Origin of the sequence: Micromonospora sp. NPDC057141 (assembly GCF_042670805.1) — a bacterium.
In the GTDB taxonomy this organism is placed as follows: domain Bacteria; phylum Actinomycetota; class Actinomycetes; order Mycobacteriales; family Micromonosporaceae; genus Micromonospora.
Genome location: NZ_JBHUVA010000058.1, coordinates 1 through 25451, shown reverse-complemented (window position 1 = coordinate 25451; position 25451 = coordinate 1). Strand labels below are relative to the sequence as shown.

Here is a 25451-nt window from a genome sequence, read left to right as displayed (position 1 = left end):
ACCCGGGAGCAACGCGATGGAAATCTGGGATCTGCCCGCGCGGCGCGCGGCACGCGAACCGTCCGGCCCCTGCGTCGCGGACGACACCCGGTCGCTGGACAACGCCGGCTTCCACGACGCGGTCACCACCGCGGCCGCCACCCTCGCCGCGCACGGCGTCGGGCCGGGCGACATGGTCGCCGTGGTCCTGCCCAACCGGGTCGAACTCGTGATCACGCTGTTCGCCGCGTGGCACCTCGGCGCGTGCGTCACGCCGGTCAATCCGGCCCTCACCCCGGTCGAGGCCGCATACCAGATCGCGGACAGCGCCGCCAAGGTCGTCGTCGCCGATCCCGCCGCCACCCCCGGGGCCACGCTGGACGTCGCCGCGCTCACCACACCGCCCGCGCTCACCACACCGCCCGCGCTCGCACCGGCGGCGGGAACGACCCGGCCGATGGCCCGGCCGGACAGCCTCGCGCTGGTCATCTACACCAGCGGCACCACCGGCCGCCCCAAGGGCGTCATGCTCGACCACGCCAACGTCGCGGCGATGTGCCACATGATCATCAACGGTCTGGGGCTCGGCGCGGACGACCACAGCCTGCTCGTACTGCCGTTGTTCCACGTCAACGGAATCACGGTCAGTGTGCTGTCCCCGCTGCTGGCCGGCGGCCGGACCACGATCGCGAGTCGGTTCCGCGCGGAGACGTTCTTCGGCGAGGTGCGGCGGGTACGCCCGACGTACTTCTCGGCGGTGCCGGCGATCTACGCGATGCTCGCGAACCTGCCGGCCGGCGAGGCACCGGACACCTCGTCGCTGCGGCGGGTCGTCTGCGGCGCCGCACCGATGCCGGCCGAGCTGATCGGGGCCTTCGAGCGGCGGTACGGCGTGCCGATCGTGGAGGGGTACGGGCTGTCCGAGGGCACCTGCGCGTCCACGCTGAACCCGGTCCACGGCACCCGCAAGCCCGGCACCGTCGGGCTTCCCCTGCCCGGCCAGCAGGTGGCGCTGCGGCATGCGGACGGCACGATCGGCCACGACGGCGTCGGGGAGGTCGTCGTCTGCGGCCCCAACGTCATGCGCGGCTACCTGAACCGCCCGCAGGACACCGCGCACACGATCGTCGACGGCTGGCTGCGCACCGGCGACGTGGGCCGCTTCGACGCCGACGGCTACCTGGTCCTCGTCGACCGGATCAAGGACATGATCATCCGGGGTGGCGAGAACATCTACCCCAAGGAGATCGAGAACGCGCTCTACGCACACCCGGACGTGCTGGAGGCGGCCGTGGTGGGCGCCCCCGACCCGATCTACGGCGAGGTGCCCGTCGCCTTCGTCGCGCTGCGGGCCGACTCCACCGTCACGGTCGGACAACTGCGGGACCACTGCGCCGCGTCCCTGGCCCGGATGAAGATCCCCACCCGCATCGACCTGATCGCGACGCTGCCCAAGAACCCCGTCGGCAAGATCGACAAGCCGGCCCTGCGTAGGGCGCTGCAACCGGCGGCCTGATCCCCCACTCTCTCGCCCGCTCGCCGCCCCAACGGTCGGCGGAGCGGCACCGCACACCCTCGCGAAGGACGTGACATGGGCTTCAAGACCGGCAACTTCCCACCCGTCGACCCCGCCACCTTCCTCGACAAGCCGCTCATGGAACGCACGAAGGCCCTCGCGCTGCACTGGGTCGAGTACGGCTTCGGCACCCCGAAGATGATCCACACCATCTACCTGGTCAAGATGACCCTGCTCTGGCTCGTCGCCGGCGCCACGATCGCGACCTGGACCAGCGACCTCGGCCCGGTCTGGCACGTCGGCGACTGGTGGCAGGAACCGATCATCTACCAGAAGGCCGTCGTCTGGACCATGCTGCTGGAGGCCGTCGGCCTCGCCGGCTCGTGGGGTCCCCTCGCCGGCAAGTTCAAGCCGATGACCGGCGGCATCCTGTACTGGGCCCGCCCCGGCACGATCCGGCTGCGCCCGTGGAAGGCGGTGCCCGGCACCAACGGCGACACCCGCACCGTGCTCGACGTCGCCCTGTACCTCGGCCTGCTCGGCGTGCTCGCCGCCCTCATGGCCCTGCCGGGCGACGCCGCCGGCCTGGTGGACCCCAGGCTGTGCCTGGTCGCCGTCGCGCTGCTCGTACTCTGCGGCCTACGCGACAAGACGATCTTCCTGGCGGCCCGGGGCGAACAGTACGGGCCCGCGCTCGTCTTCTTCGGCACCCTCGGCTTCGTCGACATGATCGTGGCCCTGAAGCTGCTCATCGTCGTCGTCTGGATGGGCGCGGGCGTGTCGAAGATCGGCCGGCACTTCACCAACGTGGTCGGCCCGATGCTGTCCAACAGCCCGTCGATCCCGTTGCGGGCGATCAAGCGCGCCCACTACCGCGACTTCCCGAACGACCTGCGGCCGTCGAAGGTCGCCACGCTGATGGCGCACGTCGGCGGCACCGTCGTCGAGCTGGTCACCCCCGTGGTGCTGCTGTTCTCCACCAACCGGACCCTCACCCTGCTCGCCGTGGGCCTGATGGTGATCTTCCACCTGTTCATCATCGGCGCCTTCGCCCTCGCGGTACCGCAGGAGTGGAACCTGCAGTTCGCGTACACCACGATCTTCCTGTTCGCCGGCTACCCGGCGCAGTCGGGATACGGTGTGGGTGACATGTCCTCCGTCGCGCTGCTGCTGGCGATCTGCGCCGGCCTGCTGTTCTTCCCGGTCCTGGGCAACCTGCGGCCCGACCTGGTCTCGTTCCTGCCCTCCATGCGCCAGTACGCCGGCAACTGGGCGTCGGCCACGTGGGCCTTCGCCCCCGGTGCCGAGGCGAAACTGGACCAGCTTCCCCGGGCCGCCCGCAACCAGGTCGACCAGTTGCAGGCGATGGGCTACCCGCAGCCGATCGCCGAGATCACCATGCAGCAGACCATCGCCTGGCGCACCATGCACAGCCAGGGCCGGGGGCTGTTCTCCCTGCTGCTGCGGCACATCCCGGACCTCGACCGGTGGACCGTGCGGGAGGCCGAGTTCGCCTGCAACTCCATCATCGGCTTCAACTTCGGCGACGGGCACCTGCACGACGAGGACCTGCTCAACGCGATCCAGAAGCGCTGCCGGTTCGCCCCCGGCGAATTCCTCGTCGCGTGGGTCGAGTCCCAGCCGATCCACAAGCAGACCCAGGAGTACAAGCTGATCGACGTCGCGACCGGCGTCGTCGAACGCGGCACCTGGCGGGTCGCCGACGCGGTCGCCGAGCAGCCGTGGCTGCCCAACGGGCCGATCCCGATGCGGGTGACCTGGTCCCGCGCGAGCGCCGGGGCGCGGACGTGACCTCAGCCGTCGTGGTCGGCGGCGGGCCCAACGGGCTCGCCGCCGCCGCCCTGCTCGCCGTCGAGGGCATCGAGGTGACCCTGCTCGAAGCCGCCGACGAGGTGGGCGGCGGAACCCGCAGCTGGGAGGGGATCGTGCCGGGCCTGCTGCACGACCACTGCTCGGCGTTCCACCCGATGGCCGTCGGGTCGCCGGCCTTCGCCCGCCTGCGACTGTCGTCGTACGGCCTGCGGTGGCGCCAGCCCGACCTCGACTGCGCGCACGTGCTCGACGGCGGCACGGCCGCCGCCCTGCACACCGACGTCGACGCGACCGCCAACGGGCTGGGGGTCGACGGCCCCACCTGGCGGCGGCTGTTCGCCGGGCCCGCCGCCCGGTACGACACGCTCGCCGAGGACATCCTCGGCCCGCTGCTGCGGCTGCCCCGGCACCCGCTGCTGCTCAGCCGGTTCGGGGTGCCGGCACTCGCGCCGGCTGCCGGGCTGGCGCGACTGTTCCGCACCGAGGCGGCCCGCGCGCTGTGGTCGGGCGTCGCCGCGCACGCGTTCACGCCGCTGACCCGGCCGTTGAGTTCCGCGATCGGGCTGGGCATCCTCACCGCCGGGCACCGGCACGGCTGGGCCGTCGCCGAGGGCGGCTCCCGCGCCATCGCGCAGGCCCTCGCGGCCTGCCTCACGCAGCACGGCGGGCGGATCGAGACCGGCGTACGCGTCCGGCACGCGGCCGACCTGCCGCCGGCCGACGTGACCCTGTTCGACCTCGACCCCGGCCAGGTCGCCGGCATCCTCGGCGACCGGCTGCCGGCCCGGGTCGCCCGCGCCTACCGGGGGTTCCGGCGCGGACCGGGGGCGTACAAGGTGGACTTCGCCGTCGCCGGCGGCGTGCCGTGGACGGCCGAGGCGGCCCGCCGCGCCGGCACCGTCCACGTGGGCGGCACGTCGGCGGAGGTCGTCGCGGCCGAACGCGACGTGGCCCGCGGGCGGCTGCCCGAGCGGCCGTTCGTCCTCGTCGGGCAGCAGTACCTCGCCGACCCGGGACGTTCGGTGGGCGACACCCACCCCGTGTGGGCGTACGCCCACGTCCCCCACGGGTACGCCGGCGACGCGACGGCTGCCCTGATCGGCCAGATCGAACGGTTCGCGCCGGGCTTCCGCGAGCGGATCGTCGGCATGCGGGTGACCGGTCCGGCCGACTTCGCCGGGTGGAACCCGAACTTCGCGGGCGGGGACATCATGACCGGCGCCAAGGACATCCGTCAGCTCGTGTTTGGTCCTCGGGCCGCCGGCGACCCGTACGCGACGGGCATCCCCGGTGTCTATCTGTGCTCGGCGGCCACCCCGCCCGGCCCGGGAGCCCACGGCATGTGCGGCGCGCACGCCGCGCGGCACGCGCTGGCATACCTTCAGCGGGCCGGCCGCCGCTGAGCGTGCCCGCCCGGGGCGGCCAGCCGCTCAGGCTGCCTCGGGCGGCCGGTGTGCCCGCATCGAGCAAGTGTGTGCGTTCGGGTGGGCGATACTGGGTTTGAACCAGTGACCTCTTCCGTGTCAAGGAAGCGCGCTCCCACTGCGCCAATCGCCCGCGCTCGCCGGCCCGGTGCGAGAGTGTCGGGCTCGGCTGCGGTCGACCCCGGACCGGAGCCGGATCGCGAGCGGACGACGGGATTCGAACCCGCGACCCTCACCTTGGCAAGGTGATGCGCTACCAGCTGCGCTACGTCCGCGTGCCCCCGGCGTTCGCCGGCGACAGGTGAACTGTACCCGACGGCAAGATCGCGAACGGCACCACCCCGCAAGACGCGGCCAGACAAAAGCCGGACCCGACTGCCAGGCAATATGGACAGCCGCCCATCTCGGGATGCTATAGAGATATGACAAGAAAACGATCTTATCCGAGCATTTGTCGTGTTCGGACAAGATTCGTCGCGGCGCGCGTGAACCAGGCGCCGGCCAGCACCACAACGACGTGAGCACTGGCCGGGGCCGCCGCCTCCGCGCGTCCGGTCCGCATCCGCAGACGTCGGGCACCAGCCGTCGCGCGCTTGCCCTCGGCCGGTGCTCAGCTAGGAGCACCCATGTCCCTGTCGCACCGCCTCCGCAGGCTGGCCGCCCCGGCGGTCGCCCTCACCCTGGTGCTGTCCGCGACGGCACCCGCCGCCGCCCGCGACCCGGTCCGGCAACGGGCCGCGCCCGCCGCGGTGACGCAACCAGCGACCCCGGTGAAGCCGATCGCCAAGCCGGCGGCGAAGCCGGTCAGGCCGGCCGCACCCGCGAAGCCCACCGCCGCCCGCAAGGGCAGCCGGGCCGTGGTGACCTGGAAGGCCCCCGCCGACCACGGCAGCAAACTCACCGGGTACGTGGTGACCCCCTACCGCGACGGCAAGGCGCAGAAGGCGAGGACCTTCGACGCGGCGAAGACCAGCCGCCAGGTCACCGGACTGCGCGCCGGCGGCACGTACACCTTCACCGTCGCCGCGCGCAACGCGGCCGGCACCGGGCCGGCGAGCCCGCGCTCCCGCCCCGCCCGGCCGCTGGCCCTGCCGTCCGCGCCGACCATCATCGCCGTCTACGCCAACAGCGTCGCCGCCACACTGAGCTGGACCCCGGGCTCCGACGGCGGCTCCCCGTTCACCAACTGGGTGATCACCCCCTACATCGGGAGCGTGAAGCAGGCCAGTCAGACCGTCGGCCCGGCCACCACCGGCGTCGTCACCGCCCTGACCTCCGGGATCACCTACCGGTTCACCGTGGCCGCGCGCACGGCCGAGGGCATCGGCCCGGAGTCCGCGCTCTCCCCGGCGGTGGTCACCAACGTCTCGCCCACCCTGGCGTTCCCCACTCCCCCGCCGGGCGCCGTAGGCATCGCCTACGTCGCCGCCCTGGACGTCACCCGCGGCGTCCCGCCGTTCGTCTGGTCCGTCGAGTCGGGCAGCCTCCCGCCGGGGCTGACCATCCGCCCCAACGACGGCACCCTCTCCGGCGTCCCGACCACCGCCGGCGCCTACCCCCTCGTGGTCCGGGTGCTCGACACGGTCGGCAACTACGGCTCCCGGCTCATCGTGCTCCAGATCAACCGGGCGCCCAGCCTGCGCAACCCCGACCTGCCGCTCGGCGAGGTCTCCGCCGTCTTCGCCGAACAGCTCGCCGTGTTCGGCGGGACCGCACCGTTCAGCTGGTCCGTGGCCGAGGGCCCGCTGTCCCCCGGGCTGACCCTCGACCCGGCCGTCGGACTGCTCGCCGGCACGCCCACCACGGCCGGGGCGTTCCCGGTGACCATCCGGGTCACCGATGCGTTCGGCCTCAGCGACACCCAGAACTTCCGGATCCTGGTCCAGCCGGAGAGCATCGTCACGCTCACCGCCGAAACGACCCTCACCGACTTCGGCTCCCCGATCATGTTCGACGTGACGATCGGCCCGGGGGCGGCGGAGGGCACGGTCACCCTGATCGACGTGCTGCCCAACGGCACCGACGAGCCGCTCGGCACCTTCCCGGTGGTGTTCAACGCCGCCGAGTTCCAGGTGCAGATGCCCGCCTTCGGCCTCAACACGTTCCGGGTCCAGTACGACGCCACGAACACCAACGCGGTGCAGAACTCCAACACCGTCACCGTCGACGTGCGGGCCGTGCCGGGGCAGGTCCTGATCAGCCAGTTCGCCCAGTCCGGGGTCAACGGCCCCGGCGACCAGTTCATCGCGCTGCTCAACACCACGTCGATCAACCTGCCGATCGCCGGCTTCCGGGTGGAGACCCCGGGCGGGCCGACTGTCACCGTGCCGCAGAGCGCCCGTCCGGTGCCGCCGGGACGCGGCTACCTGATCGCCGCCACCGGCTACTCCCTGGTCGACATCCAGCCGGACCTGGTCGTACCGTCCCTGGGCACCGCAGGAGGCTTCCGGGTGGTCGCCCCCGACGTCCCGGGCACCGTGACGGACCGGGCCGGCTCGGCGCCGGGCTTCTTCGAGGGCAATCCGCTGCCAGCGTTCAGCAGCCCGCCGTTCGTCCACCACGCCTGGGCCCGGCTGCGGGTCAACGGGTTGCCGCAGAACACCAACGACAACCCCACCGACTTCAGGCTGGTGGCTACCGTCCTCGGCCCGATCAACGGCGTGCAGTCCGCGCTCGGCGCCCCGTCCCCGCGCAACTCGCTGGGCGCCTTCGCGCAGAACAACATCGTGCAGTCCACGCTGCTGGACCCCGGCGTGCCCAGTTCCTCGGCACCCAACCGGGTGATCAGCGGAAACCGGTTGACGCTCCGGTTCGCGATCACCAACCGGGGCACGACATCCGTCAGCCAGGCCCGGATCCGGATCACCGCGCTGAGCCAGGCCAACGGCGCGCCGAAACCCGGCGGCCCGACCCCGGAACCGCCGCACGGCGACCTGCGGATCATCAACCCGACCACGCCGAGCACCGAGATCACTCTGAGCAGCGGGGAGACCGTCACCGTCACCAACCTGCAGTTGGACCCGCCGTCGACATACCCGCCCGGCGGCGGCCTGTTCAGCGTACTGACGGTGCCGCTCGCGTTCGGCGGCCTCGCCCCGGGCAGGTCGCTCTACCTGGCCCTGACCTTCACCATGGACACCCCGGGGCACTACTGGGTCGGCTGGGACGTCGACGCCCTGGTCAACGCCCCGCCGCCGGTCGCCGCGCAGGTGAGCGGCTCCCCGAAGACGAAGATCAAGCCAGCCGGGCCCCTGACCGGGCCGTTCCACAAGGGGGGCTTCCGCAGCGGCACGCTGCGCTGACCGCCCACCGGCCGCAGGGGTACGGGCGGCGCAGTGCCGCCCGTACCCCCGGCCACCCGCACCGACCCGACCCGACCACCGACACGAGAAGCGGAGCACACGACATGCGGCTGTCCGGGCGGTTCGCCTACGGCCTGCGGGTCCACGGGCTCGACGGAGTGGCCGAGCTGCCCCCGGCCCACCCCGGCGACGACCTGCCCGAGGTCCGGATCCGGCAGGTCCCCGACGGCCCGCCACCCGCACCCGTGGCCCTCAACCACCGGTACGGCGCCCGGCCACTGGCCGACGGCTGCCGGCACCTCGCCGTCGACCGGACCCGCCGCACCGCCACCTTCCACGGCCCGCCCCTCACCGCCGACCTGCTCGCCCACCCCTACCTCGCCCCGGTGGCCAGCGCGTTCAACCGCTGGGCCGGCCGGGAGACCTTCCACGCCGGCGGGTTCTGCGGCGGCGGCCGGGGCTGGGCGGTCGCCGGCCCCCGTACCGCCGGCAAGAGCAGCCTGCTCGCGGCCCTGGCTGCCCGCGCGGTGCCGGTGCTCGCCGACGACGTCCTCGCCATCGACGGCGGCGACGCCTTCGCCGGGCCGCGCTGCATCGACCTGCGCGAACCGGTGCCCGGCGCGGCCCTGCCCCTGCGCCGCGCCCGCGACGGCACCCGGGTCCGGGTGCCGCTGCCGCCCGTGACCCACCGGATGCCCCTGGGTGGCTGGTTCTTCCTGCACTGGGGCGACGCCCTCCGGCTCGACCCGGTGCCCCCCACCGAACTGCTCGCCCGGCTCGCCGCCTGGCGCTCCTGGCGCGAACTGCCCACCGACCCGGCCGCCCTGCTCATGCTCACGGCCCTGCCGGCCTGGCACCTCACCCGCCCCCGGGACTGGGCCGCCCTCGACGACGTGTGCCAGCTCCTGGAGTTCGCCACCACCGGGGCGCGGGAGGTGGTCGCGCCATGACCGTGCCCGCCGCCCTGTACTGCCTGGCCCTCGACGAGACCGCCGCCGCCACCCACGCCGCCCTGCGCGACCGGGGCGTCGACAACATCCTGCTCAAGGGCGCGGGGCTGGCCCGCCGGCTCGGCGTCGACCGCTCCTACGGCGACGTCGACCTGCTGGTCGCCCCGGCCCGCTTCGACACCGCCGAGGAGGCCCTCGGCGACCTCGGCTACCGGGTGGAGGTCCCCGGCGCCCACCCCGACGACTGGGCGCACTGGCACGAACGGCTGTGGCGGGCCCCCGGCCCGGTCGGGCTGGCCGTCGACCTGCACCGGGGCTTCCACGGCGTGGGCGACGCCCCCGCCTTCTGGACGGCGCTGTGGGCCGACGCGGAACCGATGCCGCTGGCGGGCCGTACGGTCGCGGTGCCGTCCGCCGCCGCCGCGGCGCTGCTGGTCGCGCTGCACGCCGCGCACCCCGGCGGCTCCCCGCGCCCCCGCGCGGACCTGGACCAGGCGCTGCGGGTGTTCGGCGCGGACACCTGGCGGGCCGCCGCCGACCTCGCCGAGGCGACCGGCGCGACCCGGACCTTCGCGTTCGGGCTGCGGCTGGCACCCGCCGGGGGCGAACTGGCCCGGCGGCTGGCCCTGCCGACGGCCACCTCGGCGCTGCACCACATCCTGCACGGGCGGGGCTCGACAGCGGCGTACCAGCTCGCCCGGGCCGCCGAGCTGCCGGCCACCCGCGACCGGCTCGCCTACCTGGCCCGGCGGCTGGCCCCCTCCCCCGCCGCGATGCGCCACAACCGGGCCGTCGCCCGCCGGGGCCGAGGCGGGCTGGCCCTGGCGTACCTGCTCCGCTTCGCGCGGGCCGGCTGGGAGGTACCCCGGGCGATCCCCGAGTTCCGCCGCGCCGCCCGCCTGGCCCGCCGGACGGCCGATGACTGACCGCCCCCGCCCGGCACCTGCCCTACGCACCCTGCTCCGGCTGCTGCGCCGGCACGGCCCGCGCGGCCTGCGCGTCGCGGCCTGGACCATCCGGGCCCGCCGTCGCGTCCGGCGGCAGGTCGCCCACGGCGGCCTGGCCGCCGTCCACCCGCCCGCCCCGCCGCCCGGCGTGGACGCCGACCGCGACGTGGTGCTCGCGGCGCTGCGCCGCACCGGCGCGAACTGCCTGGAACGGTCCCTGGTGCTGCAACGCTGGGACGCCGGCCGGCGGATCCCACGCACCCTGGTCATCGGGGTGACCGCGCCCAGCACCGGCTTCCACGCCCACGCCTGGCTCGACGGGGACCCCGACCCGCACCGGGCGGAGCTGACCGAGTTGCTGCGCCGGCCGCCGGCCACCGGCTGGCTGCCCGGCGGGGACGAACCCGGCGAGCCGCCCCACCTCGGCCCGGGTCAGGCCAGCACCGGCGGATCGGATCAGGCCTGCACCGGCGGGTCGGGTCAGGCCCGCACCGGCGGGTCGGGTCAGGCCCGCTCGACCAGCCCGTAGCCGTCCAGCTCGGCCAGGAACCGGGCCACGTCGTCGGCGGCCCGGCCCCGGTCCACCTCGGCCGAGGCGACCAGCGCCTCGGTCAACTCGTCCGCCGTGGCGCCGTCGACCAGCCGACGCCACAGCAGCGCGCCGGCCGGGTCCAGACCGAAGTAGACGGACTCCCTGGTGTCCAGCACCACGACCTCCTCGCCGGCCTGCCGCCAGGCCGCCCGCTGCGGCGCCACCCGGTATACGACGGTGGGTTGCTGAGCACTCACGACAGCACCTCCGCGCCGCCGCTGCGCGCCGGACGCACCGTCGGCGCCGGCGGGTGCTGCCTCAACCACAGGTGCTGCACGAGCCCGGACGTGCACTCCGGCACCGGCCAGCGGGCCCACACCGCCCGCAGGCGACCCGGGTCGACCACGTCGGTGTCGACGCCGCCGCCGTCCCAGCCACGCACGAACTCGCGCGTCGGCGCGCGCAGGAACACCTCCAGGAAGTGGGCCTTGGCCCGGGGGGCCACCACCACGGCGGGCAGCTCACCGGCGGCGATCCCGGCGAGCAGTTCGGCCCGGGGCGGGCGTCGCCGACGGCCGGCCCAGCCCACGAGCGCGGCGACGAACCTCGCATCGAGCAACGGATGCCCGACCGTCACGTCGTGGTCGCCGGCGACCAGACCGAAGCTGGCCATGGTCATCCGCAGGTCCCGGCGGCGCAGGTGCCAGGCGATCCGGTCGGCCAACCGGTCCGGTTCGGCGCGCTGCTCGGCACGGTGCGTCCCCAGGATCTCCTGGGCAGCCTCCGGCCGCAGCCAGGGAAAGACCTCGGTGCCCGACCGCTGGCCCCCCAGCAGCCGCGCGCGGGCCCGCCCGACCGCCTCCCGCAGGTACGCCGGCACCGACGCCGGGTCGGGTCGGCGCCACCCGGCGAGCATCTGGTCCCCGCCGACCCCGGTGAGCAGCGACCCGCCGGCCGCCAGCTCGACGATCGGCAGGTGCAGGTGCAGGTTCAGCGGATGCCGCAGGCCGTAGCGGTGCAGGAACCGCCCCGCCACCGGCCCCACCAGGTCCAGGTCGTCGTCGGCGGTCAGCACCTGCCAGGTCCCGCGCAGGCCCAGCGCCCCGATCACCTCGTCCTGCCAGGACGACTCCTCCGCCCGGGGGGCCCCACGGAACCGCCAGGTGACCGGCACCGGGTCGGGCAGCCCCTCCCGGCGGGCGACCCGGGCGGTGACCGCGAGCACCAGCGAGGAGTCCAGCCCGCCGGAGAAGCTGAGCACGCAGGGCGGGCGGCGCAGCGCGGGCAGCACCGACGCCTCCAGGGCGGCCAGTGGGGTCGTCGCCGGGTCGGGGGTCGGGGGCGGAAGGTGGACCGCGTCCGGGTCCATTCCCTGCACCAGGCCGGTCGCCAGTTCGTACGCGGTGGGCCAACGCATGGTGGTCACCTCAGTTCCGGTTGAGCGTGCCCCGCCGGCGGGCCAGGCGCAACGACAGGTCGAACAGCCAGAGCGACAGCGGCACCAGCAGCGCGGTGCCACCGAGCAGGGCGAGCAGTTCCCCGGCCCACCGCTGCCCGGCCAGGGCGTGCCGCAGGCCGTCGACGGCGATCCGGCTGGGCAGAGCGGCCGTCATCCAGGGCGGCAGCGCCGACAGCGCCGCCACCGGAAAGTACGTGCCAGAGACGAACGCGAGCCCGACGAGCAGCAGCCGGGCCACCAGGTCACCCCGGCCGAACGCCACGGTGAAGGCCATCAGCCCGACGCCGAGGGCGAGCATCGCCGCCGCCGAGGCCAGCAGGATCAGCACCACCCCGAGCCAGTCCGCCCGGTCGACGTGCAGGCCGAACGCCAGGCCGAGCAGGGCGAGGTAGACGCCGGCGCGCAGCAGGGCGAGCAGGAACGGGTACCCGGCCAGGCCGAGGGCGAGCAGCCAACCCGGCACCGGCTGGGTCACCAGCATCTCCAGGGTGCCGTCCCGCTGTTCCTGACCCACCCGGGCGGTGACCTGGCTGGTGGCCGCCTGCACCACGAGCATGAACGTGATGCCGACCGCCACGAAGTCGAAGTAGCTGGCCGAGCCGCCCAGCGCCTCGTCGGCGGGGACGCTGAGCACCCGGGAGATCAGCAGGAAGACGGCCAGGTTGACGATGCCGAATGCCAGGTCGAGCGCCAGCGGCGGGACCAGGCGGCGGCGTTCGGCGAGGTCCCGCGCGACCAGGGCGCGCAGCACCGCAAGCGCGCCCGCCCGGTCGCCTGCGCCGGTGACCCCGGCGTCGCCCGCGCCGGTCGCCGGGGCGTCGGTCGGGCGCGCGGCCCCGCCGGCCGCCAGCTCGGCCGTCACCGCCGCACCGGAAAGGTCAGGTTCCGCTGGCACCGCTGCCGGTCCTCCCGGTGGTGGGACACCAGCACGCAGGCCAGCCCGGGACGGCGGTCGAGCGCGGCCCAGAGCAGCCCCCGGGCCCGTTCGTCGAGGGAGCGGCCGGGCTCGTCGAGGACCAGCGCCGCCGGGTCACCGAGCAGGGCGCGGGCCACGGCCACCCGGGCCCGCATCCCGGCCGAGCAGCGTTCCATCGGCAACCTGGCGTACGGCCCGATCTCGAACTCGTCCTCCAGCCGCCCGACGGCCCGGACGGCGGCCCGGCGGTCGAGCCGCAGCCGGGCGGCGAGCAGCAGATTGTCGTGGCCGGAGAGCCTGCTGTACAGGCCCTGCTCCGGGTTGAGACAGGCGGCGAGGGCGCGGTTCGCCCCCAGCGAGCCGGCCGGATGGCCGCCCACGGTCGCCTCGCCCACGGTCAGCGACAGCGCGCCCGCGAGGCAGCGCAGGAGGGTGGTCTTCCCCGAGCCGTTGCCCCCGGTGACGAGCAGCCGCGTGCCCGCCGGCACGTCCAGATCGAGCCCGGTGAAGACCGGGTGCCGTCCGAACCAGCGGGACGCGCGACGAAGACTCAGCATGAGGCGGCGGGCAGCGCTCAGATGGACGCCCCGCTGCCACCGACGCCGTCACCCGTGGGCAGCGTGCCGCCCTGGGTGAGCTCGGCGAGGGTGCCGAGCCGCCGGACGCGCGGCGCCCGGTATTCGTGACCGGTGGGGGTCCGCGGGGACGATACCCGATTAACGCGATTTTCCATCAGTTAATGCTCCTATGCCCGTATGGCGGTAGTGGCACCATAGCGAGGGCCGCGCTTTCGGGGAAGCGACACGCGAGGCCGCGCGGGCGACCCCGCCCGGCACGCCGGGGCGCTCGGCCTCGTCATGACCACGCTGGTCTGGGGCCGCCGCCGCGAGGTGGTCCCCACCTCGGAGCCGATGGAGCACCGCCGGGTCGAGGTCGGCACGTCGCCGCCACCTCGGGGTACGCCTTCCCCGGGTACGCCTTCCTCGTGAAGACGCCCGGCCTAGCGCTGCGGCAGCGGATCGACGACGTACACGCCCTTGCCCTGCCGCCCGTCGAGCAGCCCCTCGGCCTTGAGCACGAGCATCGCGCCCCGCACGACGGTGCTGCTGGCCTGGTACTGCGCGCAGAGCGCGTGGAACGACGGCAGCTTGTCGCCCGGCTTGAGCTTTCCGGAGCTGATCTGCTCGCGGATGTCCCGGGCGATCTGGAGGTAGGCGGCTTCAGACATCGGTGGTGCTCCCAGCTTGGCGGCTGGCCCAAGCAGACCACACGACACGCCGCACTTACAACGCAATGTGCTTACTGTTTGAGTCAATGCACATTGTGCAGTATGTTGCGGAAGGGGCTCCCAGCTTGGCGGTCGGGTGCCCCGCCGTGGGTACCTGACCTGGAACTTCCCCTTCGGGCGGGTGCCCACGGCATCCTCACGGCGAGCCGGCGGGAGGCCCGGTGACCGGTACGACGCGGAAGACCGACTGATGCGCCGGGTGACGTACGACGAGTACCTGGCCGCGACGGCGCTGAGCCTCGCGCGGCGGCACCGGCCCGTGTGGAGCTGGCGCCGGTGGCGGCGGGTCTGCCGTTGCGGCGCGGAGCTGCCCTGCCGGGCCCGGCACCGCATCCCGGTCAACCGGGGCCACTGGCCCGGCCCGGGCCGCCGGCCGGAACGAGGCGGAGCGGCCCCGACCGGGGCGACCCAGGACGGTAGGGCGGCTCGGGACGGCGGGCCAGCTCGGGACGGTGGGGCGCGGTGACCAGTCACGGGCCGGTGCTCCCCCGCTGGACCTGCGGCGGCTGCGCCGCGCCGTGGCCCTGCCCGACGCGGCAGCGGGAGCTACGCGCCGAGTACGCGGGCGCGACCGTCTCCCTCGCCATCTACCTCGGCATGTGCCTGGTCTCGGCTACGGAGGACCTGCCCTGGGTGCCCGCCGGCGAGCTGCACCGGCGCTTCCTCGGCTGGGCCCGGCGATGAGTCACGCGGATGAGCGGGGTACCGGATGAGCGGGGTACCACGGCCACGATGGCCCTGGACGACGAAACGGCCCGGCACCTGTGCGGTGCCGGGCCGTTACCCGTGGTGGGCGATACTGGGTTTGAACCAGTGACCTCTTCCGTGTCAAGGAAGCGCGCTCCCACTGCGCCAATCGCCCTCGTCAACTTGCCGAGGTGGAGACGGGATTTGAACCCGTGTACACGGCTTTGCAGGCCGTTGCCTCGCCTCTCGGCCACTCCACCGAGGTTGCCCCCGACATGCGTGGCGGCAGCTCCGAGCGGACGACGGGATTCGAACCCGCGACCCTCACCTTGGCAAGGTGATGCGCTACCAGCTGCGCTACGTCCGCACGCCCCCGGCGTTTCCCGGTGACGGATGAGAACTTTAGCCGAGCCCGCGAGTAGTTGCCAAATCGGGGGGCCGCCGGGCGCGTCCGCCGAGGCCGCCGCCCCGCCCGCCGGGCGGACATGCGCGGGGCGGCGCTTCGCCATGTCGGCGACATTGCGCCTTCCCCGCCCCGGGATACCGCCACATCGCCGGCATGCGCACGCCGGACGCCGGTGCACTTCCGGGTGCGGGGCGCGCTGGCCGCCACAAGGCGCAGCCTTCCTAGGAGACTGGATAGGATGCCCCGCATCAGACGGGCACATCCTCGGCAAGACCGGAAAAGTGTCCTACTTCCGACTCTGAGGGACCGAATCCGCCGGGGCGGTAACTGTTTGTGCACGAACGGATAGGTTACGGTAGCGACGTGACGAGACGTGCCGCCGAGATCCGCCTGGATGCCCTCTTGCGCACGGCCTGTGACGTGATCGCGCAACGGGGCTTGGCCAACACCCGCACGGCCGACGTGGCCCAGGCGGCGGGGGTCAGCCAGGCGCTGGTCTTCTACCACTTCGCCACCAAGGAGCGACTCCTCTCCCAGGCCTTCGCATATGCGGTGGAGCACGACCTCGCCCGGCTGGACGCCGTGGTCCGGTCCGCCGCCTCGCCCCTGGTCAAGCTCCGCCGGATGCTCAAGCTCTACGCCCCGACCGGCCGGCCGACCTCGTGGTCCATGTGGATCGACGGTTGGTCGGAGTCGCTGCGCGTCCCGGAACTGGAAAAGGTCTCCCGCCGGCTCGACCTGCGCTGGCGGGAGGACCTCGCCGCGGTGATCGCCGACGGGGTGCGCGACGGCGTCTTCGAGTGCGCCGACCCGGCGGGTGCCGCGTGGCGGATCAACGCCGTGATGGACGGCCTCGCCGTGCAGTTCGCCGTGCACGACCGGGTGATCTCGCGCCGCCAGTTCGCCGACTGGATCCGCCTGGCCGCCGCCCGCGAGCTCGGCCTGGAGCCGGCCCAGCTCGACTGGTCCGCCCCGGCACAGGACCGCTCCCGCCGGGCCGAGCAGCCCCAGCCCGACGCCGTAAGCTGACCGGCCCTACGCCGTAAGCTGACCGGCCCGACGCCGTGAGCTGACCGGGCCCGGCAGGGCCACCAGCCGTCAGCCGGCCAGCCGGCGCAGCCGGGCCCGGGCCGGCGGGTGGACGTTGGCCAGTTCCAGGTCGCCGCCATAGTGGGCGAGCACCCGGTGGTCCATCACCCGCCGCCACACGGGTGGCACGAGGGCGGCCACGACCATCGTGGCGTACCCGGCGGGCAGTTGCGGCGAGCAGTCGAAGCTGCGCAACGTCTGATAGCGGCGCAGCGGGTTGGCGTGGTGGTCGCTGTGCCGCTGGAGCTGGAACAGGAAGATGTTGGTGACCGTGCGGTCGCTGTTCCAGCTGTGCCGGGCGTCCACCTTCTCGTACCGGCCGGCGGGGTTGCGCCGCCGGGCCAGCCCGTAGTGCTCCAGATAGTTGACCACCTCGAGCAGGGAGAAGCCGAACACGGCCTGGAGCAGCAGGAAGGGCAGCACCTGCGGCCCGTACGCGCCGGCCAGCGCGGCGAACAGCACCACGGTCATCGCCCAGGAGTTGAGGATGTCGTTGCGGTACGTCCACGGGCTGCGGCCCCGGACGCGGAACCGGCCCGTCTCCAGCCGCCACGCCGAGCGCAGGCTGCCCAGAACGGTACGCGGCCAGAAGGCGTAGAAGCTCTCCCCGAGCCGGGAGCTGGCCGGGTCGGCCGGGGTGGCGACCCGGACGTGGTGGCCCCGGTTGTGCTCGACGTGGAAGTGCCCGTAGCCGGTCGGCGCGAGGGCCACCTTCGACAGCCAGCGTTCCAGCTTCTCCCGCTTGTGCCCCAGCTCGTGGGCCGTGTTGATGGCGATGCCGTCGACCACGGCGAGGGTGGCGACCAGCCCGGCCGCGCCGAGCGGGCGCAGCTCGCCCGAGGCCCACAGGGCGCAGCCGAGCACCAGGCCGGCGTACTGGGCGGGCAGGTACAGGTAGGTGAGCCAGCGGTAGTAGCCGTCCCGGGCCAGGCGCGGCACCGCCTCGTCCGGCGGGTTGTGCCGGTCGTCGCCGACGAGCAGGTCGACGACCGGGATCACCCCGAAGACCAGCACCGGGGTGAGCCACCAGGCCCACGATCCGGCGCCGCCCCGCCAGGCCAGCCAGGCGACGAAGGGCAGCGCCGGGACCAGCAGGGCGAGCGGCCAGAGCGGTTTGCGCGGGTCGCGCCAGGCGGTGGGCGGAACGGTCGCGGGGACGCCAGCGGTCATCGCCGGACTCCGATCTCTCGGGTACGCCCTGACTGTGGCACGCGTCACGACGTTTTACAAGACCCGGAGTTTTGTAAAGCACACCCCGCCCCGTGTCTCGTCAGCGCCGGAGCAGGCCCCATCCCCGCTGCGGCGGGGCGGCCCGCTCGAAGTCCAGCCCGACGGCCGGCTCGCCGTCGTCGGCCGTCTTCGTCAGGTGCCGCAGGCGCAGCAGCAGCCCCACCCCGAGCGACAGCAGCAGCGCGCCGAGCAGGAACGCCGCCTGCACCACCCCGAAGCCGCCCGACGACGACACCGGACGCCCGCCCGACGCGGCTGGCGGCACCTCGACCACCGCCTCCTCGCTGGGCTCGGCCTCCTCGTCGACCCCGGCCGGCTCCAGCGGCTCGTCCGTCGGGTCCGCCGACGGCTCGCCCTGCGGCGTCGGAACCGCGCCGGGCGGCGTCGCGTCGGCCTCCGCCCCGATCACCTCCCGGGTCGCCGCCTGCCGGGCCAGCAGCCGCGACTGCGCGTCGTACGCCTCGGCAGCCAGCGTCACAGTCCCCCGGGTGACATCCTCGGCGAAGGCCACCCGGTAGCGGGCGGTCACCGTGCGGCCCGGGCAGAGCGTGCCCGGGTCGAGCTGCCGGTCGGTCAGCCGGGCCGTGCTGCCCTGCGTCCGGATCTCCAGGGGGAACAGCCCGGTCTCCTCGATCCGGTCCATCTTCACCTGGTCCAGCCGCAGCCCCTGCACCGTGAGCACCATCGACCAGCGGACCTTGACGCAGCCGCCGTCGCGGCGCGACACCACCGCCGAGACCGTCTCCACCCCGTCGCCCGCCGTGAACTCCGTCGGCAGGCCGCTCAGCTCGGTGGCGAACCCGGCCGCCGCCGCCCGAGCCGGCGCGGCGACGCCGACCCCCGCTCCGGACAGACAGGCCAGCACCACCCCGACCCTTAGCGCGTACCGCACCACCGTCACCACCGCCCTCGCCTTCCGTCGGATCCATCCATCCGGCAACGCTATGGGCGAACCGGACAACCGGGTAGACGGGCGTGTTCGCACGGACCGCGAAGCCCGGGGGGTCATCTCACCGACGGTGGTGAACCGGTGACCGTCCACCCGCGACACGCCCGGGATCGCGGGACAGGGACAATCGGTGGCGTGTCCGATCTCTCCGCAGCCTTCGTGAGGCTGCACGCGCGGCTCGCCCCGGTGGCCTTCGTCCCCGAGGTCCGCCTGCACCAGGCCGACGAGCCGATCGGGCTGTGGGAACTCACCGAAGGCGAGTTCCGCAGCTCACAGCCGCCGCCGTTCTGGGCGTTCGCCTGGGCCGGCGGGCAGGCGCTCGCCCGGTACGTCACCGACCACCCCGAGGTGGTCGCCGGCCGCCGGGTGCTCGACCTGGCCTCCGGCTCCGGCCTGGTCGCCGTCGCCGCCGCCCGCGCGGGCGCGGCGGCGGTGCGCGCCGCCGAGGTCGACGAGCGCGCGGTGGCCGCCGTCGCGCTCAACGCCCAGGCCAACGGGGTACGCGTCGACGCCGAACTCGGCGACGTCCTCGACGGCGACGCGGGCGACGCCGAGGTGGTGCTCGCCGGGGACGTCTTCTACAGCGAGGCGATGGCCCGGCGGATGCTGCGCTTCCTGCTGCGGGCCGCCCGGTCCGGGGCGCGGGTGCTGGTCGGCGACCCGGGGCGGGCGTTCCTGCCCCGCGAGCGGTTCCGCGAGCTCGCCGGCTACGACGTGCCGGTGCCCGAGGCGCTGGAGAGCGTCCGGGTGAAGCACACCACCGTGTGGGAGCTGGACCCCGCGCCGCCGGGGGCCGCCCGCTAGGTTGACCCCGTGCTGTTCCGGGGCTGGGGCGATGCCGTCGACGGGCCGTGGCCGGACGTGGCGACGGTGGCCGACCACGTGGGCGTGGCGCACCTGGTGGTGACCCGGCACGCGCTGGTGCGGCGGGTGCTCGCCGACCCGGTGACCTACCGGCCCGACAACGCCCTCGACGCGGTCACCCCGATCCCGGTGGCCGCCCTGCGGGTGCTCGCCGCGCACCGGTTCCGGCTGCCGCCGACCCTGGCCAACAACGGCGGGGCCAGCCACCCGCAGATCCGGGGCATCGTCGCCGACGCCCTGCACCCGAGCCGGGTCGCCGCCCAGCGGCCCTGGCTCACCGACCTCGTCCGCGACCGGGTCGCCCGGCTGCGCACGGCGCTCGCTGCGGGCGTACCCGTCGACCTGCACGCCGGCCTGGCCGCGGACCTGCCGCTGCTCGCGCTGGCCCGGCTCGTCGAGTTGCCCGACGCGCCGGTCGGCGCGGTGAAGGAGTTCGCCCGCGCGGCCCTGGAACTGTTCTGGGCCCCGCTCGACGCCGACCGGCAGGCCGCCCTCGCCGCCGAGGTGGGCCGGTTCCACCGGGTGCTGCGGGCGTTCGCCAACACCGGCGGTGGGCTCGCCGCCCGGCTGCGCGCCGCCGGGCACCGCACCGACGTGGTCGTCGGCGCGCTGTTCTTCCTGCTCGTCGCCGGCCAGGAGACCACCTCGCAGTTCCTCACCCTGCTGCTGCACCGGCTCGCCGCCGAGCCCGCGGTGCGTGCCGGGCTGCGCGCCGGCACCGTCGACGTCGCCGACGTGGTCGAGGAGGGGCTGCGCCTGGAGCCGCCGATCGTCACCTGGCGGCGCGTCGCGGCCGTCGACACCGCGCTCGGCGGCACGCCCGTCGCGGCGGGCACCAGCGTCGTTCTGTGGCTGGCCCGCGCCGGCCGCGACCCGCAGGTCGTGGCCTCCCCCGACGAGTTCCGCCCCGGGCAGCCCGGCTCGCGCCGGCACCTGGCGTTCGGGGCGGGCGCGCACCGCTGCGTCGGCGCGCAGCTCGCCCGGCTGGAGGCCGCCGTGGTCGTCGCCGAGGCCGCACCGCTGCTCGACGGCGTACGCGTGCTCCGGCCGCCGTGGTGCCCGGACAACCTCACCTTCCGGATGCCCGACGCCTTCGTGATCGCCCGGTAAGGAAGGGCCGGTCAGCCGGCCCCCTCGGCCCAGGCCCGCCAGTCGTCGAGCACCCCGTACAGGGCGGGGGTGAGCCAGCCCGACGCGGACCGGCGGAAGACCCCCGGGTCCATCGCCCCGGCGCCCGCCGGCAGCGCGCCGAGCAGGTGGGGCAGCAGCTCGGTCAGGTTGGCCCAGTGCACCAGCTCCGGCTCGGCCGGCCACGCGCCGATCACCACGCCGGCCGGCACCGCACGCCGGTCGAGGGCCTCCAGGGTCAGCGCGGTGTGGTTGAGGGTGCCGAGGCCGGCGCGGGCCACCACCACGGCGGGAGCACCGAGCGACACCGCCAGGTCGGCCACCGTCCAGGCCTCGCCGGAGGGGCGCAGCCCCATCGGCACGAGCAGCCCGCCGGCCCCCTCGACCAGCACGAGGTCGTGCTTGTCGGCCTCCTCGCGGATCGCGTCGACGGCGGCGTACAGCTCCAGCGGCTCCAGCTGCGCCACCCGGGCCGCCGCCAGCGGGGCCAACGGGTCCGGATAACTGGCCAGGGTCCGGCCGGTGAGCGGGGCGGCCAGCCGGGTCACCGCGTCGACGTCGCCCGGGGCACCGGTGGCCGTACCGGTCTGGCCGGGTTTGATCACGGCGACCCGCAGCCCGGCCGCCTGCGCCGCGGCCGTCACCGCCGCGGTCACCACCGTCTTGCCGACCTCCGTGTCGGTGCCGGTGATCAGCACCGGCCCGGTCCACGCCGCGCTCACGACGTCACCTCCACCCGTTCCACCCGTTCCCGCCGCCGGTCACGGGGCGCATTCCACGATCACGTCGAGGGCCCGCCCGAAGTCCGCCCGGGCGACCCCGGCGCTGATCGTCAGCCGCAGCCGGGACCGGCTGTCCGGCGTCGACGGCGGGCGGAAGCAGCCGACCGCCACCCCCCGGTCGGCGCAGTCGGCGGCCCAGGCCGTGGCCGCCTCGGGGCCGGGCGCGGTCACCGACACGACGGCGGCGTCCGGCGCGGAGACGGTCAGCCCGGCGGCGCGCAGCCGGCGCACCGCCGTCGCGGCCCGCTCGGCCAGCTCGGCGCGCAGGTCGTCGCCGGCGCGGGCCAGGTCCAGCGCGGCGCGCACCCCGGCGGCGACGGCGGGCGGCAGGGCGGTGTCGAAGATGAAGGTCCGGCCGGTCTCGACCAGGTGCCGGACGAACTCGGCCGGGCCGGCGACCACGCCCCCCGCGCCGCCGAGCGCCTTGGAGAGGGTGGCGGTGACCACCACGTCCGGCTCGCCGGCCAGCCCGGCGGCGGCCACCCCGCCCGCGCCGGCCGGCCCGAGCACGCCGAGCGCGTGCGCGTCGTCGACGAGCAGCAGCGCGCCGTGCCGGCGGGCCACGGCGTGCAGCTCGGCCAGCGGCGCGAGGTCGCCGTCGACGGAGAAGACCGACTCGGTGACCACCACCGCCGGGCGGCCCGGCGCGGCGGCCAGCGCCGCGGCCACCGCCGCCGGGTCGGCGTGCGGGGTGACCACGGTCTCCGCGCCGGAGAGGCGGCAGCCGTCGATCAGCGAGGCGTGGTTGTGGGCGTCGGAGACGAGCAGGGTACGCGGCTGCGTCAGCGCCCGCACCGCGCCGAGGTTGGCCAGGTAGCCGGAGGAGAAGACGAGGCTGCCGTCGACGCCGAGCCAGTCGGCGAGGGCCGCCTCCAGCCCGTGGTGTACGTCGGTGGAGCCACGCACCAGCCGGGACCCGGTCGCGCCCAGCCCGTACGCCGAAAGGGCCCGCCCGGCAGCGGCGGTGACCCCGGGGTGGGTGGCCAGGCCGAGGTAGTCGTTGCCGGCCAGGTCGACCACGGCATCGCCGGCGGCGCGGGGCCGCAGCCGGCGGGTCAGCCCCGCCTTCGCCCGCAGCTCGGCGCGGCGGTGCAGCCCCGCCAGCCAGTCCGCCACCGCCACGCTCCCCCCGTTCGCCGGTCGGCCCCGCTGAGTCCACGTCACTCGATCCGGGCCGCTCGATCCGCTGCGCCCGGCACGGCCCGCTTCCGCCGGGCGAAGTTACCACCAGTCGGCCGCGCCCCGGCGTGGCGCGGGCCGGCGCGCGGCGTCTCCGCCGGACCGCCGCCGGTCGGGCGCGGGCGGTCGGGGCGCGCGCTCGGGCGTTTCTTCGCCGCCCGGGTGCCTTGTAGGGTACGAACCATGCCAGAGATCCTCGACCAGGCCCGCACCCAGGTGCTGGAGAGCGGCGTCGGCCTCGATCAGGCCGGCGTGCTCGCGGTGCTGAACCTGCCCGACGAGCACCTTCCGGCCGCCCTCCAGCTCGCCCACGAGGTGCGGATGCGCTGGTGCGGGCCGGAGGTCGAGGTCGAGGGCATCGTGTCGCTGAAGACCGGCGGCTGCCCGGAGGACTGCCACTTCTGCTCGCAGTCCGGGTTGTTCACCTCGCCGGTCCGCTCGGTCTGGCTGGACATTCCCTCGCTGGTGGAGGCGGCGAAGCAGACCGCGGCGACCGGGGCGACCGAGTTCTGCATCGTGGCCGCCGTGCGCGGCCCGGACGCCCGGCTGATGAAACAGATGCGCGAGGGCGTCGCCGCGATCCGGGCCGAGGTCGACATCCAGGTCGCCGCGTCGCTCGGCATGCTCAGCCAGGAGCAGGTCGACGAGCTGGTCGACATGGGTGTGCACCGCTACAACCACAACCTGGAGACCTGCCGCTCCTACTTCCCGAACGTGGTCACCACGCATTCGTGGGAGGAGCGCTGGGAGACGCTGCGGATGGTCCGCGAGTCCGGCATGGAGGTCTGCTGCGGCGGCATCCTCGGCCTCGGCGAGACCGTGGAGCAGCGGGCCGAGTTCGCCGCGCAGCTGGCCGAGCTGGACCCGCACGAGGTCCCGCTGAACTTCCTCAACCCGCGCCCGGGCACCCCGCTGGGCGACCGCCCGGTGGTCGAGGGCAAGGACGCGCTGCGGGCGATCGCCGCGTTCCGGCTGGCCATGCCGCGCACGATCCTGCGGTACGCGGGCGGTCGGGAGATCACCCTCGGCGACCTGGGCACCCGCGACGGCCTGCTCGGCGGCATCAACGCGGTCATCGTCGGCAACTACCTGACCACGCTGGGCCGGCCGGCGACCGACGACCTGGCGCTGCTGACCGAGTTGAAGATGCCGGTCAAGGCGCTCTCCGCCACGCTGTGACGGCGACGACGGGGGCTTCGACGACCACCGGGGCGGGGGTGACGACCGGCGTGTGGTGCGACCGCTGCGGGGAGCCGGCCGACGGCGGCGACCACGCGGCGTGCCGGTCGGCACGCGAGTTGGAGCCGCCCCGGTTCTGCGCGCGCTGCCGCCGCCGGATGAAGGTGCAGGTGCTGCCGGTCGGCTGGGCGGCGGTCTGCGTCGAGCACGGCGAGCTGCGGGGCTGAGGCCGATGCGGGTGCTGCGGGGCAGGGCGGTCACGCTGCGGCCGACGACGGCCGACGACGTGCCGACCCTCGCGGCGATCCGGGCCACGCCGGAGGTGCGCCGCTGGTGGCGCGGTGGCGACGACCTGACCGCCGCCGTCCGCGCCGACCTCGGCGACGACGACCTCACGGTGTACGCCGTCGAGCACGACGGCCGGGTCGTCGGGGCCATCCAGTGGTATGCCGACGACGACCCCGACTACCGGCACGCCAGCCTGGACGTCTTCCTCGACCCGGCGGTCCGCGGCGCCGGGCTGGGCGGGGACGCGATCCGCACCCTGGCCCGGCACCTGATCGACGACCACGGGCACCACCGGCTCACCGTCGACCCGGCGGCGGCGAACACCGCCGCGATCCGGGCGTACGCGAAGGTCGGCTTCCGCCCGGTCGGGGTGCTGCGCCGCTACGAGCGCGGTGCGGACGGCCGCTGGCACGACGGCCTGCTGATGGACCTGCTCGCCGAGGACCTCGCGGGCTGACCGCTCGCGCGGGCGGCCGTGCCCGCGCGGGGACGGGATCGGTGGCACACGGATCCGGTCGGGCGCAAGTGGATAACCGACCGACTCGGCGGGTCTGGGCGACGCCGGGCGCGCGGATCGGCGACTGACATCGACAATGGCCGATCAATACTGTAGGCGGGCCCGGCGCGATCGCGCGGCCGGTAGCCCGAGGGCAGGGGATCACATGAGAACGACACGACTCAGGACACTGGCGGCAGGACTCGCGGGCGCCGTCGCCGCCGTCGTCCTCGTCACCGGCGGGACGGTGATCGCGCCACCACCCGCGGCGCCGACGACGACGGTCAACGGCACCGTCTCCAAGCCCGCCGTCGGCACCTTCGACCTCGACAAGGACGGTGTGAGGGCGTACGAGAACCTCATCATGCTGATCCGCGTGCAGAGCCAGCAGCGCAGCGCCAACACCCCGGTGACCCCCGCACCCCCGGCGTCGGACGCGGATCCGGCGGGCTACTTCTCGGTCGCGCTCGTCGCCGGCGGCCGGCGAATCGAACTGGTGATCCGGCGCGACGACCTCTACCTGGTCGGCTGGTACCAGGCCGACCGGGACAGGGCTGGCAACGCCGACGTCTACTACCGCTTCCGGCACGACCGGGGCGGGTCGCCGTACGACTTCCGGCGGACCACGCAGACCCGGATCGTCGATCTGACGTTCACCGCAAGCTACCTCGACCTGGGGTACGCGGCCGAGAAGCGCAAGGCGCTCAACCTCGGTGGTGGCGCGTTGATCAAGGCGCTTCAACTGCTCTCCGGGACCAACGGGCAGCAGCCGAACGAAGCCGTCGTCGTGACGATCCAGATGATCCTGGAGGCGGCCCGGTTCCACCCGCTGTTCGAGCATCTCCGGGAACACTGGGACGAGTGGGGCGCGCCGCCGCCCGCACTGGTGGATCTCCAGAACAACTGGGGCGACCTCTCCCAGGACTGGTGGCGGGGTCAGGACGCACGGGTCGCCATCGCGGTCACCTACGCGGGCATGATCTTCAGGGCCGTCGCGGACATCCTCACGGTGGTCGCCCTTCTGCACC

General features: G+C 74.5%; 25 protein-coding genes and 5 tRNA genes. 15 read left to right on the top strand and 15 right to left on the bottom strand.

Translation table 11 applies throughout. From position 1 onward, the window contains the following. Positions 1–16 precede the first annotated feature (16 nt). The 3 genes from ACFT41_RS23775 (at position 17) to ACFT41_RS23765 (ending at position 4731) form a co-directional block, all read left to right on the top strand. A complete protein-coding gene (locus tag ACFT41_RS23775) occupies positions 17–1495 on the top strand; it encodes a class I adenylate-forming enzyme family protein (protein ID WP_377588143.1) in 1479 nt (492 codons plus the stop codon). 75 nt (positions 1496–1570) lie between these two features. Then, positions 1571–3307, top strand: a complete 1737-nt coding sequence (locus ACFT41_RS23770) for a DUF3556 domain-containing protein (protein ID WP_377588142.1) — start codon at positions 1571–1573, stop codon at positions 3305–3307. Then, positions 3304–4731, top strand: coding sequence for a phytoene desaturase family protein (locus ACFT41_RS23765; protein ID WP_377613992.1), 1428 nt, complete (start codon positions 3304–3306; stop codon positions 4729–4731). The genes ACFT41_RS23770 and ACFT41_RS23765 overlap by 4 nt, the downstream gene beginning before the upstream one ends. An 82-nt stretch (positions 4732–4813) precedes the next feature. Here ACFT41_RS23765 and ACFT41_RS23760 read toward each other — a convergent pair. After that, positions 4814–4885 (bottom strand) — tRNA-Val (locus ACFT41_RS23760). 69 nt (positions 4886–4954) lie between these two features. Next, positions 4955–5027, bottom strand: a tRNA-Gly gene (locus ACFT41_RS23755). A gap of 351 nt (positions 5028–5378) precedes the next feature. On the opposite strand from ACFT41_RS23755, the gene ACFT41_RS23750 reads away from it, so the two are divergent. From ACFT41_RS23750 to ACFT41_RS23735, 4 genes are all read left to right on the top strand, one after another. After that, complete coding sequence (locus ACFT41_RS23750) at positions 5379–8054, top strand: fibronectin type III domain-containing protein (RefSeq protein WP_377588140.1); 2676 nt, start codon at positions 5379–5381, stop codon at positions 8052–8054. 104 nt (positions 8055–8158) lie between these two features. Then, positions 8159–9004 carry a hypothetical protein gene (locus ACFT41_RS23745; RefSeq protein ID WP_377588139.1) on the top strand — a complete coding sequence of 282 codons (846 nt, stop codon included), beginning with the start codon at positions 8159–8161 and terminating at the stop codon, positions 9002–9004. Next, the gene (locus ACFT41_RS23740) at positions 9001–9930 is read left to right on the top strand and encodes a nucleotidyltransferase family protein (protein ID WP_377588138.1); all 930 of its coding nucleotides are present in this window, start codon (positions 9001–9003) and stop codon (positions 9928–9930) included. The genes ACFT41_RS23745 and ACFT41_RS23740 overlap by 4 nt, the downstream gene beginning before the upstream one ends. Further along, on the top strand, positions 9923–10480 hold the full coding sequence (locus ACFT41_RS23735) for a lasso peptide biosynthesis B2 protein (protein ID WP_377613991.1): 558 nt from the start codon (positions 9923–9925) through the stop codon (positions 10478–10480). The genes ACFT41_RS23740 and ACFT41_RS23735 overlap by 8 nt, the downstream gene beginning before the upstream one ends. Here ACFT41_RS23735 and ACFT41_RS23730 read toward each other — a convergent pair. The 6 genes from ACFT41_RS23730 to ACFT41_RS23705 all read right to left on the bottom strand — a co-directional run bounded on the left by ACFT41_RS23730 (position 10456) and on the right by ACFT41_RS23705 (position 14086). Beyond that, positions 10456–10740 (bottom strand): PqqD family protein, encoded by a 285-nt coding sequence (locus ACFT41_RS23730; RefSeq protein WP_377588136.1) that lies wholly within the window; start codon positions 10738–10740, stop codon positions 10456–10458. The two genes, ACFT41_RS23735 and ACFT41_RS23730, sit on opposite strands and share 25 nt — an antisense overlap. After that, positions 10737–11900, bottom strand: coding sequence for an asparagine synthase-related protein (locus tag ACFT41_RS23725; protein WP_377588135.1), 1164 nt, complete (start codon positions 11898–11900; stop codon positions 10737–10739). Before ACFT41_RS23725 ends, ACFT41_RS23730 begins: the two co-directional genes overlap by 4 nt. Before the next feature lie 10 nt (positions 11901–11910). Further along, positions 11911–12837, bottom strand: coding sequence for an ABC transporter permease (locus ACFT41_RS23720; RefSeq protein ID WP_377588133.1), 927 nt, complete (start codon positions 12835–12837; stop codon positions 11911–11913). Beyond that, entirely contained in the window at positions 12801–13415 is a 615-nt protein-coding gene (locus ACFT41_RS23715; protein ID WP_377588131.1) for an ATP-binding cassette domain-containing protein, read from the bottom strand. Before ACFT41_RS23715 ends, ACFT41_RS23720 begins: the two co-directional genes overlap by 37 nt. Before the next feature lie 17 nt (positions 13416–13432). Next, positions 13433–13591, bottom strand: a complete 159-nt coding sequence (locus tag ACFT41_RS23710; RefSeq protein WP_377588130.1) for a lasso RiPP family leader peptide-containing protein — start codon at positions 13589–13591, stop codon at positions 13433–13435. Positions 13592–13858: 267 nt separating this feature from the next. Then, the gene (locus ACFT41_RS23705; protein ID WP_377588129.1) at positions 13859–14086 is read right to left on the bottom strand and encodes a GntR family transcriptional regulator; all 228 of its coding nucleotides are present in this window, start codon (positions 14084–14086) and stop codon (positions 13859–13861) included. Positions 14087–14608: 522 nt separating this feature from the next. On the opposite strand from ACFT41_RS23705, the gene ACFT41_RS23700 reads away from it, so the two are divergent. Beyond that, positions 14609–14830 carry a hypothetical protein gene (locus ACFT41_RS23700; protein WP_377588128.1) on the top strand — a complete coding sequence of 74 codons (222 nt, stop codon included), beginning with the start codon at positions 14609–14611 and terminating at the stop codon, positions 14828–14830. Between the two features lie 103 nt (positions 14831–14933). On the opposite strand, the gene ACFT41_RS23695 is transcribed toward ACFT41_RS23700, so the two are convergent. The 3 genes from ACFT41_RS23695 to ACFT41_RS23685 all read right to left on the bottom strand — a co-directional run bounded on the left by ACFT41_RS23695 (position 14934) and on the right by ACFT41_RS23685 (position 15200). Next, positions 14934–15008, bottom strand: a tRNA-Val gene (locus ACFT41_RS23695). A gap of 14 nt (positions 15009–15022) precedes the next feature. Further along, a tRNA-Cys gene (locus tag ACFT41_RS23690) sits at positions 15023–15093 on the bottom strand. Positions 15094–15127: 34 nt separating this feature from the next. Further along, positions 15128–15200 (bottom strand) — tRNA-Gly (locus ACFT41_RS23685). Between the two features lie 402 nt (positions 15201–15602). On the opposite strand from ACFT41_RS23685, the gene ACFT41_RS23680 reads away from it, so the two are divergent. Further along, entirely contained in the window at positions 15603–16268 is a 666-nt protein-coding gene (locus tag ACFT41_RS23680; protein WP_377588127.1) for a TetR/AcrR family transcriptional regulator, read from the top strand. 69 nt (positions 16269–16337) lie between these two features. Here ACFT41_RS23680 and ACFT41_RS23675 read toward each other — a convergent pair whose 3' ends face one another. After that, the gene (locus ACFT41_RS23675) at positions 16338–17498 is read right to left on the bottom strand and encodes an alkane 1-monooxygenase (protein ID WP_377588126.1); all 1161 of its coding nucleotides are present in this window, start codon (positions 17496–17498) and stop codon (positions 16338–16340) included. A gap of 100 nt (positions 17499–17598) precedes the next feature. Beyond that, a complete protein-coding gene (locus tag ACFT41_RS23670) occupies positions 17599–18462 on the bottom strand; it encodes a hypothetical protein (RefSeq protein ID WP_377588125.1) in 864 nt (287 codons plus the stop codon). Positions 18463–18642: 180 nt separating this feature from the next. Here ACFT41_RS23670 and ACFT41_RS23665 point away from each other — a divergent pair, with 180 nt between their 5' ends. Both ACFT41_RS23665 and ACFT41_RS23660 read left to right on the top strand, forming a co-directional pair. Next, on the top strand, positions 18643–19311 hold the full coding sequence (locus ACFT41_RS23665) for a class I SAM-dependent methyltransferase (RefSeq protein WP_377613990.1): 669 nt from the start codon (positions 18643–18645) through the stop codon (positions 19309–19311). Positions 19312–19320: 9 nt separating this feature from the next. After that, positions 19321–20481, top strand: a complete 1161-nt coding sequence (locus tag ACFT41_RS23660) for a cytochrome P450 (RefSeq protein ID WP_377590211.1) — start codon at positions 19321–19323, stop codon at positions 20479–20481. 11 nt (positions 20482–20492) lie between these two features. Here ACFT41_RS23660 and bioD read toward each other — a convergent pair whose 3' ends face one another. Both bioD and ACFT41_RS23650 read right to left on the bottom strand, forming a co-directional pair. After that, entirely contained in the window at positions 20493–21197 is a 705-nt protein-coding gene (gene bioD, locus ACFT41_RS23655; protein WP_377590214.1) for a dethiobiotin synthase, read from the bottom strand. 63 nt (positions 21198–21260) lie between these two features. Continuing rightward, positions 21261–22397, bottom strand: a complete 1137-nt coding sequence (locus ACFT41_RS23650) for an 8-amino-7-oxononanoate synthase (RefSeq protein WP_377590209.1) — start codon at positions 22395–22397, stop codon at positions 21261–21263. A gap of 246 nt (positions 22398–22643) precedes the next feature. On the opposite strand from ACFT41_RS23650, the gene bioB reads away from it, so the two are divergent. The 4 genes from bioB to ACFT41_RS23630 form a co-directional block, all read left to right on the top strand. Then, positions 22644–23639, top strand: coding sequence for a biotin synthase BioB (gene bioB, locus ACFT41_RS23645; protein ID WP_377590207.1), 996 nt, complete (start codon positions 22644–22646; stop codon positions 23637–23639). After that, the gene (locus ACFT41_RS23640) at positions 23636–23866 is read left to right on the top strand and encodes a hypothetical protein (RefSeq protein ID WP_377590205.1); all 231 of its coding nucleotides are present in this window, start codon (positions 23636–23638) and stop codon (positions 23864–23866) included. Before bioB ends, ACFT41_RS23640 begins: the two co-directional genes overlap by 4 nt. A gap of 5 nt (positions 23867–23871) precedes the next feature. After that, entirely contained in the window at positions 23872–24384 is a 513-nt protein-coding gene (locus ACFT41_RS23635) for a GNAT family N-acetyltransferase (RefSeq protein ID WP_377590203.1), read from the top strand. 205 nt (positions 24385–24589) lie between these two features. After that, on the top strand, positions 24590–25451 hold an 862-nt coding region (locus ACFT41_RS23630), incomplete at its 3' end, for a ribosome-inactivating family protein (RefSeq protein WP_377613989.1).

Bases quoted from the DNA above. Each gene is read 5' to 3' on its own strand.
- ACFT41_RS23775 (WP_377588143.1), top strand. From the start codon at position 17: ATGGAAATCTGGGATCTGCCCGCGCGGCGCGCGGCACGCGAACCGTCC.
- ACFT41_RS23770 (WP_377588142.1), top strand. From the start codon at position 1,571: ATGGGCTTCAAGACCGGCAACTTCCCACCCGTCGACCCCGCCACCTTC.
- ACFT41_RS23750 (WP_377588140.1), top strand. From the start codon at position 5,379: ATGTCCCTGTCGCACCGCCTCCGCAGGCTGGCCGCCCCGGCGGTCGCC.
- ACFT41_RS23745 (WP_377588139.1), top strand. From the start codon at position 8,159: ATGCGGCTGTCCGGGCGGTTCGCCTACGGCCTGCGGGTCCACGGGCTC.
- ACFT41_RS23740 (WP_377588138.1), top strand. From the start codon at position 9,001: ATGACCGTGCCCGCCGCCCTGTACTGCCTGGCCCTCGACGAGACCGCC.
- ACFT41_RS23735 (WP_377613991.1), top strand. From the start codon at position 9,923: ATGACTGACCGCCCCCGCCCGGCACCTGCCCTACGCACCCTGCTCCGG.
- ACFT41_RS23725 (WP_377588135.1), bottom strand. From the start codon at position 11,900: ATGCGTTGGCCCACCGCGTACGAACTGGCGACCGGCCTGGTGCAGGGA.
- ACFT41_RS23715 (WP_377588131.1), bottom strand. From the start codon at position 13,415: ATGCTGAGTCTTCGTCGCGCGTCCCGCTGGTTCGGACGGCACCCGGTC.
- ACFT41_RS23710 (WP_377588130.1), bottom strand. From the start codon at position 13,591: ATGGAAAATCGCGTTAATCGGGTATCGTCCCCGCGGACCCCCACCGGT.
- ACFT41_RS23705 (WP_377588129.1), bottom strand. From the start codon at position 14,086: ATGTCTGAAGCCGCCTACCTCCAGATCGCCCGGGACATCCGCGAGCAG.
- ACFT41_RS23675 (WP_377588126.1), bottom strand. From the start codon at position 17,498: ATGACCGCTGGCGTCCCCGCGACCGTTCCGCCCACCGCCTGGCGCGAC.
- bioB (WP_377590207.1), top strand. From the start codon at position 22,644: ATGCCAGAGATCCTCGACCAGGCCCGCACCCAGGTGCTGGAGAGCGGC.
- ACFT41_RS23635 (WP_377590203.1), top strand. From the start codon at position 23,872: ATGCGGGTGCTGCGGGGCAGGGCGGTCACGCTGCGGCCGACGACGGCC.